Origin of the sequence: Methylomonas rosea (assembly GCF_024505055.1) — a bacterium.
GTDB lineage: Bacteria > Pseudomonadota > Gammaproteobacteria > Methylococcales > Methylomonadaceae > Methylomonas > Methylomonas rosea.
Window position 1 is genome coordinate 1 of record NZ_JANIBL010000093.1, and the last position, 11,101, is coordinate 11,101.

Here is an 11,101-nt window from a genome sequence, read left to right on the forward strand (position 1 = left end):
TTAGAACCACTTTTTTTAAATTTTTTTAATATTAAGTATCATAACTAATGAAAAATCGTGTTGTCGTCGTTTTTGGTGGCAGTGGTGGAGTAGGTTCGTTACTAATGGCTTGTCTGAAAAGCTATTCCGGGTTAACCATCGTTACTTGTGGGCGTCGAGCGCCGGCAGCGGAGTTTCCGCATTATTCATGGAGCTTTGGAGAAAATTCGCCTATTCCGGGTATTATAGGAGATTATCCCGATAATCCTATTATTGTTTTATACTCCGCTATACACTGGCCTACATGCGGCGATGATATTAATGTCAATCTATCCGCATTATGCTCAGTTGAAAATTCACTTCCTGCAGGATCGAAATTTATATCTATGTCGTCTTTAGTAGTTAATACTCGCTCCGATACTTGGTATGCAAAATTAAAACGAAAGGAAGAGCTTTTTTGCCGAGAGCATTCTCTCGTCTCAATGCGACTTGGTCTTATAGATAGTAATAGACCTTTTGGTCAATCTAATATGTTTCTTAGTTTGGCAAATTTTCTGCATGTCGTTCCGATACCTTTTCCAAGTGCGAAAGTAATACTTAGTTCTGAAAATGAAATCTGCAAACGTTTGAACCAATACATTTTCGACGATAACAATCTTTTACCAAGCGTCGTCGATATATGTTCAAATAAGTTATCGTTTATTGATGCTGTTCGGTATATTTTGCATAAGCATAATGCTAAAGCTATTTGCGTCCCGGTTCCAAAGTTTATCACTCATATCTGTGTTTATATTTGCGCCAAGCATTTCCCTGACTCTTGGTTTAGCGAGAGATTAAGGGGTCTTCAGGCATTTTCAGATTGAAGGGTGTGTCATGAAGAGTTTGTCTGTGGCTCTTAAAAGGTTTTATCGGCCTTTAAGTATTATTGCTACCTTAGTTTTAACCTATTTGATGATTGTTCTGTTTTTGAAGTTTCTGGCAGCTTCAAATGTCGAGACGATCTTGGCTACACTGACTTCAAAACAGATAATAGAGACATTACTCTTAGTTTTGTCTTTATTCGTGGCCCGTTCGTTGAGGTTCGCGTTGCTGACTCGTGATCTAAAGCGTTTTCATTTTATTGCTGCTGCTGGAGCCACTCTTCAGGCATATGCTCTTAACAGTCTAATTCCATTTAGAGTCGGCGATATATGGCGGATAAACAAGTTAAGGGTTTTGCGGAAGTGTAGTGTGCTCGACGCGGCGGCACTTTCTCTTTTTGATAGGGTGTTTGACGCATTATTTTGCGTGATTTTGATGGTGCCTGCCGGGATGTCTATTGCGTCAATATTGCTTAGCCAATATCACCTTGACGCAATTAATTACAGGAACATCAGTTTAGTGACATTAGCGGTTTGTATTGGTGCGCTGATCGTTACCCTGTTGCTCAAACGAAAATCTGCCATTACCAAACAGGGTGAGGCCTATTATCGTCTTTTTGTTAGCATGAAAAATTTGATAATACCTATGTTCTTTGCTAGTGCACTTGTCTGGATGGTTGAGTATTTGGTCTGTGAATCGGTTGCGAAAACACTCGGTTTATCCGTGCCGGTAGCCTTGATGTGTTTTGTTATTGGTTTTTCTAATTTACTTGCGGCATTCGTACCATCTCCAGGTGGGGTAGGCTCTTTTGAGGCGGCGGTAATCTGGTTGTTATCTACCTTTAACGGCGTTAGTTTTATGCTGGCGTCTACTTACTCGATTATTGTGCACTCAGTGTTGATTATTCCGGTTACTTTGGCCGGGTTAACGTGGTTGACTCTAGAGCTCGCCGGAAAATGGAGCCAATTAAGATTGTTGCGAGCTTAATCTTATTTTAGTTTTCAAGCTTTGTTAGTTTTCGGACGATTCGCAACGCATTCCAAAGTACTAACGTGGTGAAAGGGCCGGCGGGGATAAAGGGTAAAACCGATGCGTCGATAATATGAATTCTTGATAAGTCTTTTGGGCGACCCAATATGTCGGACGAATATTTATCGCCATTTGTTTTAATCGGAAACGAACCGCCAAAATGGTAGCCCTCGGCAGCATCGTGTATTTTTATCGGCCCAAGCTTATAACCGGTTTGGTTAAACAATGCTTTTATATCAGAAAAGTCCGGTTTTGGCTGAGCTGAAGTGCTGCTCAATTCTATAGGTTTCCCGTTGCCTAGGTTGTAGAAATTCAATATTTGGGAGTTATTGGAATCAAGGTAACCTTGGCAGGCAATTAATAGCTTGTCGAGTATAGTACCAGTATTGTTTTCTATAATCATTGATATCCAGCGATTTTGGGCGCCGTAGTATCGTAAGACCCTATTAGATGAATATAATTGTAGGAAAATGTTAGGGCGAATGGTGTTATTTTCATATAGAAATGCCTCAGATACTCCTATGTTGTTTCTGTTGGCTTTTCGGACAATATTGAATGGATTTTTGGCGAGCGCTGCGAAAGAGAACAACTGAGATGTTATCAATTTGATATTCGTTTTTAGATCGAGACTGGTTGATAGAATTTCTGTGGTTGAAAGCGGCCCGGCAGCGAGTATTACTCTATTGGCCCTGTAAGTAATCGTTTCTTCAGTTCTGTTGCTTAAGGTGTCCGTGCAATTGATACTGACTTCGGTTGCTGATTCGACAAAGGAAATACAGCGCCGCTGATCAACGTAGTGAAAATTAGGATATTTATTTAAGCTTGTTAAGTTAAATTCTGCGTTATAAATGTACTCATTCGGGCAACCAATTAGACAATTTCCGCAGAGGGTGCATGCTTTAGCTTGTTTATTAGTAGCAATCAGGGAGCTTGTTAGAAACCAGTTTTTGTATTGTTCACCAATTCTTTTATTTTTGAAGTTATCGACAAACATTTCGACATTACTCAAGCAACCAATAGGCGTATTTCCGCTTTTGTTAATTAGGGTTGATGAAGTCATTATTCCCAAGTAATTGTACACGTCGGCAATCATCGTCTGATCATTATCTGAGGGTAGCAGGCTCGTTAACGAACCGAGTAAATCCGGTGGCATGCAAGAAGCGCCCCAAATTTTACTATAGCCCCCAAGCAATGTGGATGGACCTATTTTGCTGCAATTGCTAAATTCATAACTCCAGTATTTTTGCCATCGTTCTAGCAAAGGATCTCCGAACCATTGCTTCCTGCGTGGAAAGCCTGCTTTTGCCGTTTGCTGATTCAACTGTTTTATAACTTCAGTGGATACGTTGTGCGGCGGGATTTCAGATGCTATTTGCTGTAGATTTCTGGCGTGGTTATTTGCTGTTTCGCCGATATCAAGCATAAGTACGCTTTTGTCGGCACGTAAAAGCTCTTCTGCAGCCAGCATGCCAGTTAGACCGGAGCCGACGATAATATAGTCGGTTTTGAAGCGATTAATGTGTAACCGCCTTGCCATACCAAATGGCTAATATAAGTAGGCAATAAAGCTTTCGCCCATGGTTGGCAAGTTCTAAGTCGTGTTCGTTCAGATAACGTAAGATAGTTTTGCGAGACAGTATGCCTGATGTATTATCTGACGTTAATTCATCGAATAACATTTCTCTTAAAGAACCTCTAAACAATCTATCCAATGGAAATCCGAAACCAGACTTTTTTTGACGGCAAACATGGGCAAGACCGGATCGCTCCAGCTGTTTTCTTATCGGAAGTTTACCTTTTCTTAAAGAGGTCTTCTCCTTCTGCGGCATGCGAAATCCAGCTTCGATCAGGTGGTGATTTATAAAAGGTGTGCGTCCTTCAACAGAATTAAACATCAATGCACTATCCAGCTTTCTCAGTACTCCGTCTGACAACCAGCTGTAGTAATCGATTAACGATGCGCGGGTAAGTATTGGGAGAGATTTTTCATCCGTCCAATTCTGTTTAGCAGTAATTTGGTCCAACATCCATGCTGCCGTGTTAATTCCTGTATCCATTGGATATAACTCAGAAATTTCCGGGGCGGAAAAGATTGTTCTCCAAGCCATGTGGCTTTTGATGGGATCGTTTGGGACATGAAATGCAGTCAGGCGCCAGACCTTCTCTGAAAATGACACATTCTTTGAAAAAAGTTTTTTGGATTCTAAAAATCTATTTAACGCGGTATGACAAGGTTGCAAATTGATACGAGTTAACGCGCTACTTAATAGTGTCGCGCGATAGGTATCGTAACCGTTCAGCAATTCGTCGCCGCCATCACCCCCTAACATTACCTTGAAATCTTCGTGGGCAGCGCGGGCGATGATATAAAGCGGAATAAACGATGGGTCAGCAATTGGTATCTCAGCTGCCAACCGAATAATGTTTGGTAAGTCCGGTTCGTAATCGACGTACGAAACATTTCTAAACTTAACGCCGAGTGTTCTCGCGGAATGGTTTGCTATAGCGGACTCCGAGAACGAAATGTCCGGATAATCCAGAGTGTATGTCGAAAAGGTGTTGCCCGCTAGTTTTTGACGCGTTATTGAATCCAACACAGCTGTAGAATCCAGGCCGCCGCTTAAGAATGATCCAAATGGAACATCGGACGTTGTGCAGCGCTCGACCGCTTTATCGAAGGTAGATAGAAATTCTTCCGCCGTACAAGGATTTGCCGTAAGTGCGTTTTCTGCGGCGGTTAATGGGGACCAATAACACTTAACTATGGGGGGGCGATCAGCTTCCAAAAATAAAGAATGTCCGGCTTGGAGCTGACGTATTTCGTTGAATAAAGTCGCGGGGCTTTTTGAATAACTTGTGGCTAAAAAACTGCTGAATGCGGATGAGTCAACTGTCAATCGATTTTCAAAGACAGAAATAAGCGCTGCCATTTCAGAAGAGAAAATAAAACCTGTATTTTTAGACCAGCTGTAATAAAACGGTTTTTCTCCGAGTCGGTCACGTGCGCAGAATAAACTTCGTGTCCGGCGATCATAAATCACAAAAGCAAACATTCCCTCGAATTTGTCGAGGCAGTGAGTGCCATACAGTCTGTAAGATTCAAGCAGTACTTCGGTATCCGAAGTTGTGCGACATGTAAGGCCCTGCCTGGATAGTTCTCCGCGAATTTCGTTGTGGTTATATATTTCGCCGTTAAAACTAATCACATACCTACCATCAGTAGAAGATAATGGTTGATTACTATGTTCATGAATATCGATTATCGACAAGCGAGAGTGGCCGAGAATAATATTGTCTTCGTGGAATATGCCCGTAGCATCCGGGCCACGATGCGATTGGAGCGCAATCATGCGTCTAACTTTTTCTACAGTTACCGCGTCATCGGTTGTTGAGCCCATCCAGCCGGCGATTCCACACATTTATATTTTTTCCTTATCCAGTATTCAGAAACGGCAATGTAGCGTCAAATTTAAATTTGTTATTCCACATCTATATCTAATGTGGAATTTTATGGGGTGCTTGTCTACCAACCATAAATTCTAAATCCTTCAATATATTAAAACTCCTGCTCGACTATGTTTAATACAAAGCTCCCGTGAAGCCAATGTCGTTAAGTTAAGGCATCTCCCCTGAGAGGGCGGGTGGCTAATTAAATTCCCCTCTATCCACCTTTAAAAAGGGGGTGTAGCAAAGCCAAAGCCAAACTTAACGGTATTCCCGTGAAGGTGGGGATCAAGGCTTTGGGAGAAAGATGGCACAATAGTTTTTGATATAATCCAAGCAGTTAGCCAATGAGGCAATCTTTGTCACTAGACGGATATTGATCTTTTTTTGTTGAAAATGGTAATTAATATTCCGATAAGTGAGTAGGGCACTAAAAAGCTTTTTACGGTTACGCTATTGAATCGGCCTTCGGGATTGGGAATAACCGCTTGGTCTATTAAGAAGATAACCAATCCCCCTGAAAGCATAATGAACAAACTAGCGAAACGAAGTAGCGAGTCGCTAAATTCATCAATATGTCTGGAGGCGATTAGCATTAATGCTGGAAGCAATAACATCAAATTATATTCAGCAGCTTGAGCATGAAATAATATTGGAATAATTGTTAAAACTATTATTTCATCTAGCCAATCCATTTGCTTAATTCGTTTTATATAAAATAAAACCATGACACAGGCCCCTAACCCTAGCATAAATAAGTTCAAGCTGGGAATGTCGGTAGTGCGATTCAGTTGAATTGAGGATAGCAAGGCGCTGATCAAAACTCGGAACGCTTCAAAACTGGAACCACCCTGCAGTTTGCCGCCGTCAGTCATTACAAATACTTGATTCACTGCGCTCGGCATAATGCCGCCTAGTGGGGAGGTAATAGCGTATTTAAATGTCGCCCATCGCTCAAAATGAAAACCGTGCAGAATAATAAGCGAGATTAGCGTGGCTAGAGAGAAGGTAATCAGAAATGCTTTCCAATGTTGGCGGCAATGGCGTATTACGAATATCAAATATACTATATTCATAGTCTTTAGAGCAATTAGGAATCCGGCGAAAACAGCAGTTCGGCGATAATCGTCTTTACAATACGCAAGCATAGCTAGTGATAAGAAGAAAAACGATATCGCTGCAAAATTACCCCGCTCGACTATAAAAAGTATTGGATAACTTGTGGCGAGAAATAAGCTAAAGAAAAATATCTGATCTTTGTTAAAGTTATGAGCGCGTATAATTTGTCTTGCAAATACAATCAACGGTGACAGGCAAACCGCAATATAGACCGTATAGATTGCAATCATCTTCGGGGAAATAGGATGCACGCCAACCTTCCAACCGGCGAGTTTTGCGAATATTTTTGATAATGCGTAAGAGAACGGTAAATAGCCAGTATTAATTGCTTGATAAGTTTTTTCGGCTGCCGTTAGTGCTTGAAAGTAAAAGTCCCAGAAATTTCCGTACGTAAAACCTACTTTGAAATCATTGATGGGTAAGCCGAACTCGAAGCCTGAGTAATAGAATAATAAAATAATAGTTAGATTGAAGTAAAATATAGGCTTGAATATTTCTAAAATATCTGTTGTATGTTTTCTTTGGAATAAGAAATAGTAACAAAAAAATAACACTAAGGTCGTTGTCACAAAGCCATAAAATGCTCTCAATCCTATTTTAGATAATAGTCCACCATTAAAAATATCATTCGTTGAGTGAACGGCTATTGCGGATATTAGTATGAAGCTAAAAATCAAGTATATTGATTTAGATAAGTTCATTATTATCATGGGTTTTAATGGTGAATTTTTAATATATATTAGTGGAAAGGCTAATTGTATTAGGTGTTGATGTGATGTTGTGAGTGTGCAGATTCTTATGCTAATTTTACACGCAAAATATTTTAAAGGTTTCGGTAATAACAATTTGGTCAATCGGGCTGGCGCTCGCCTCCAGCGGCATCGATACCGTAATTTTGTTTAATATACTGGTTTACCAATGTCCGATTAATAACGCCTTGCTGATCTAGTAGAGTACTGACCGGAGTTTCTGTTAGATGTAAGGTTCTGGGGATCAAGTTTGGAGCGAATTCGCGAATTTTGTCGCAACGGGATTTTCCTTCGGCGTCGCAGTCGAAATAAAGTGCTATGGGTAAATTGGCATTTCCGGTCAGAGAAAAATTGGGCTCGATAGGCCCGCGCCAACCGCCATTAGTCCAATGTAACTCGCCGTGTGAGCCGAGCTTCAGATATACTCGCGATAGGGAGGGGGTAAGTAGTGCGTACTTACGTCCGGCGACCTGGTCTTTGTTGACTTGAAATTGCTCTAAATGGGCGTGCTGTGACAAGTTCTGATATTGCGTTAGTAAATTGAACAATCCTACGGATGAGAATACCGCAAAAGCCCCAAGCAATTGCTCTTTAGAAAGGAATTTATTGAAACGTTCATCGAGAGCTTGAAATAAGCTTAGGAACAACAAAGGTTGGTAAATAGCTAGTATCTTCCAAATTGCATATAAATGATTCACCAAAACAAATACTAATATAGCAATCGATGCCGCCATGAAATCAAAGCCAGGTGGTTTTTTACGATAAATTAAATAGCCACCTATGCTTAATAGGATAGAGGTTTCTAATATTCTAGTATATGTCGTGCCCTCGACAACAAGCTGTAGGCCTTCTTTCGTCAATTGCATGTAATTCAACGGAAAAAACAATGAGAATATAGACCAGTTGAAATGCAGGGCGCCACCTGCAAATGCTTGTTTTAAGCGCGCCAAGGACCAGAGTATAAAATCGGCAAATACGGTAGGGCTAATAAGGATCCATAACCCTGTCATTATTAATGCGGAAATAAAAGGGCTTGCCTCGGTCAGGTTGTAACGTCTTGCGGTGCAGTAGTAAACAGCCAGATAAGATACGGCAAGCACTGCAAGAATTTGAATGCCTTCGCCGAATGTGCTGACCAAGGCGCTTAACATGAGTGCTACAAATATTTTTTGTCCGATGTTTGAATATTCAAATAATAGCTTTTTGAAGTTGAGCGTGAGAAACAATAAGAATGGTGTTGCAATTAGCTGAACGACGACTCCTTCGTAGAGCATAAGCGCATAGGTTTGTGTGGCCATTAATCCAGTGCTCAATATTACTGTGGTTCGTAAGCCAATTCCTCTTGAAAGGCAGGTATCAGTAATTACTAATGGGCAAAGAACAATTGAGAAAATAGTCAATACAAAAAAAGAAAACCAGATAGGTTCTCCTGTTACCCAACAAATGGCTGCGGTGACTACGGCATGGCCCCAGCGAAGTGATCTGGGGAAAAACTCTATTGCGACTGCTTCGCGAAAGTCGGACAGAAACCATGGGTGATTATCTAAGTGCCACCATTTAAAACTACCAGTGGCCTGATGCAACGAAAACATCAACCTGTCCCAGGTGTGTCCCTCGTATATAAAGCTTGCGGCCAGCAAGTCGCCATCCAGATCTGGGCCGTGGTTTTGGAAAAAAACCGCATGACTTGTTATTAATGGGTAGTAAATAATAAGCAGCGATGGCAATATAGATACAATGCTTAGTATTTTGGGTGCAGACAAGCGCTGGAGAAAATTTATCTCTGTTAGGTATCTTAGGGTTACTGAATTACACGATAACTCATAAATCCATTTAGCCGTGGCATAGGCGGCGATTAGAAATAATATGGAAGCGGAAATTGAAATAGGCAGGTCTTCTCGATAGGGAAAGCGCAATGCAACTATGAGTATTGAGAAGCCTATCAGTATTCGTTGTATATGTTCAAGTCTGTTGGATATAAGCCAGGTTTTAGGTAAAGACTTGCCTAGTAATAAGCAAGAAAAAGCGAATAATATAACGAAAAATATCGATTTAAAAATAACAATTGAAGGACTCAAGCTAATTTCCATTCAAAAAATCAAGGCTGGTATATAACAATAACAAAATTGGTCTATTTATTTGTTTTGCTATTCTTTTAAATAAAAGCTATTGAGTTAGCTTGCGGGAATCAACTTCTTGTTGGTTTTTTTAACAACTTGATATTCTAAGCGAGTCGGAGGCGCTATTTGATAGTCATGTTTAGGCCAACGTTCCTTGCCATAGTAAATACTGCCTTTGGTGTTAGCACTAGTTGCTGGCAAAATCGCAAATTTGATCCCGTAATAGGCATCCCAGAAAAATTCTCCAGTGCGGATTCCTCGTATTAGTCTTCTTAAAATGAAGCGTGGGTTGGTGAGGATGGCTCGCCGATATGCCAAAGACATGTAGCGTAATATGGTTTCGTATTTTAGGTATTTGTGAGTGAATAGAGGGCGCTCGGTATAGATATGGTAATCGTCCCAGTCATAGGATTTAATCAAACTGTTCCGAGCATATTCATTAAACATGGGGGTGCCTGGAAAAGCGATAGTCAGTCCGAATTTGAGCATGTCTAACTCAAGTTCGCGGGCAAACTCAATGGTATCCATCATGCTTTCTTCAGTATCAGGAGACAGACCAAGCAAGAAAAAACCGTTTGTGTCGATTCCTGCCTCGCGTGCTTTTTTCACAGCGATTTTCCCTTCATTTACAGTCGCCTTTCCGCCTTTGCCGAAAGATTTGAGTATTTGATCGTTGCCAGATTCAAAGCCGAAAGATACTCTGTAGCAACCGGAGTCGCGCATGGCTTTAAATAATTCGTCGTCTGCGGATTCAACGCGAATTCCGTTTGTGCAGGACCATGCCATGCCTGTTTGTTTTGCACTTATTGCTTTACAAACTCGCACGGCCCAGTCGTGATCGGAAGTGAATATGTCGTCCGCGAGCATAAATTCCTTCCAGCCTAGACGAGACATAATGGCCACTTCTTCTGCGCAGCGTTCAGGTGATTTTTTTCGGTACCCAAGTGCCATAGTCATCTTGGACGCGCAGAAATCGCACTTAAAGACACAGCCCCTTGAAAATTCAGCCATGGTTGCCGGCGGTTTTCTTGCGAGCAAGCGACTCATTCGGTGTTTGTATTCTTTGGGGTCGAATAGGTGCCATGCCGGTATCGGCAGATCGTCTAAATTTTCTATGAGGGGGCGCTGCCCTGTAAAACAGATTTTACCGCTGCCTTCCCGATGGTACAGTCCGAGAATGCTTTCTGGCGTATGACCGTCGCAGACTTCGCCGAATGAAATATCGGCTTCGCCGGTAAGGGCAATATCGAGCATGGACTCCTCCATGCTTTCAACAGGCATCGCAGAGATGTGGGCTCCGCCGCCTACTACCAGAATGTCATTTGAAATATCTTTGCACAGTACAGAGATATCCCGGAGCTGATTCATAAGTGGGGTTGTAGCGGTTATTCCGACAATATCGGGTTTCGACTTGAGCACTTCTGATCGGATGCTTTGCCAATCGTAAGGTCTGTAGCTTAGATCGAGGATATTGACTTGGTGACCTCTTTGTAGGGCGGTGGCCGCAATGGTTGTAAGTCCTAGTGTCGGGAAAATTGGATTGGTTATGCTGGCTTTTGCCGACCCATAACTTCCAAAATATGAAGGATTTATCAGTAGAACTTTCGCCATGAGTCAGAATGATTTTTTGGTTAACGAACGGGTTAATTTGGGTTTGTAACGAAGGTTTGTGTTTCACTATCAATTGAGCTGTTCGCAACAGGCTGAACTTAATTTCCACCGAGTCTAGTCAGCATCATCAAAGTTTTTTCCGAAGTGTAAACGATTTAAAAGCTAAGTATGTACTTTTGTCCAGTTGTA

The 11,101-nt window shown here is 41.5% G+C and carries 8 protein-coding genes; 3 read left to right on the forward strand and 5 right to left on the reverse strand.

Annotated features, from left to right (window positions below):
* The first annotated feature begins 47 nt into the window (after positions 1–47).
* On the forward strand, positions 48–842 hold the full coding sequence (locus NP589_RS20340; RefSeq protein ID WP_256608607.1) for a hypothetical protein: 795 nt from the start codon (positions 48–50) through the stop codon (positions 840–842).
* Positions 843–852: 10 nt separating this feature from the next.
* On the forward strand, positions 853–1,827 hold the full coding sequence (locus NP589_RS20345; protein WP_256608608.1) for a lysylphosphatidylglycerol synthase transmembrane domain-containing protein: 975 nt from the start codon (positions 853–855) through the stop codon (positions 1,825–1,827).
* A gap of 7 nt (positions 1,828–1,834) precedes the next feature.
* On the opposite strand, the gene NP589_RS20350 is transcribed toward NP589_RS20345, so the two are convergent.
* The 4 genes from NP589_RS20350 to NP589_RS20365 form a co-directional block, all read right to left on the reverse strand.
* On the reverse strand, positions 1,835–3,406 hold the full coding sequence (locus NP589_RS20350; protein ID WP_256608609.1) for a hypothetical protein: 1,572 nt from the start codon (positions 3,404–3,406) through the stop codon (positions 1,835–1,837).
* Positions 3,384–5,288, reverse strand: a complete 1,905-nt coding sequence (asnB, locus tag NP589_RS20355) for an asparagine synthase (glutamine-hydrolyzing) (RefSeq protein WP_256608610.1) — start codon at positions 5,286–5,288, stop codon at positions 3,384–3,386. Before asnB ends, NP589_RS20350 begins: the two co-directional genes overlap by 23 nt.
* Positions 5,289–5,678: 390 nt before the next feature.
* Entirely contained in the window at positions 5,679–7,142 is a 1,464-nt protein-coding gene (locus tag NP589_RS20360; RefSeq protein ID WP_256608611.1) for a hypothetical protein, read from the reverse strand.
* A gap of 140 nt (positions 7,143–7,282) precedes the next feature.
* Positions 7,283–8,944 (reverse strand): hypothetical protein, encoded by a 1,662-nt coding sequence (locus tag NP589_RS20365; RefSeq protein ID WP_256608612.1) that lies wholly within the window; start codon positions 8,942–8,944, stop codon positions 7,283–7,285.
* A gap of 160 nt (positions 8,945–9,104) precedes the next feature.
* Here NP589_RS20365 and NP589_RS20370 point away from each other — a divergent pair, with 160 nt between their 5' ends.
* Complete coding sequence (locus NP589_RS20370; protein ID WP_256608613.1) at positions 9,105–9,296, forward strand: hypothetical protein; 192 nt, start codon at positions 9,105–9,107, stop codon at positions 9,294–9,296.
* Between the two features lie 59 nt (positions 9,297–9,355).
* On the opposite strand, the gene NP589_RS20375 is transcribed toward NP589_RS20370, so the two are convergent.
* The gene (locus NP589_RS20375; protein ID WP_256608614.1) at positions 9,356–10,912 is read right to left on the reverse strand and encodes a B12-binding domain-containing radical SAM protein; all 1,557 of its coding nucleotides are present in this window, start codon (positions 10,910–10,912) and stop codon (positions 9,356–9,358) included.
* Between the last annotated feature and the right edge of the window lie 189 nt (positions 10,913–11,101).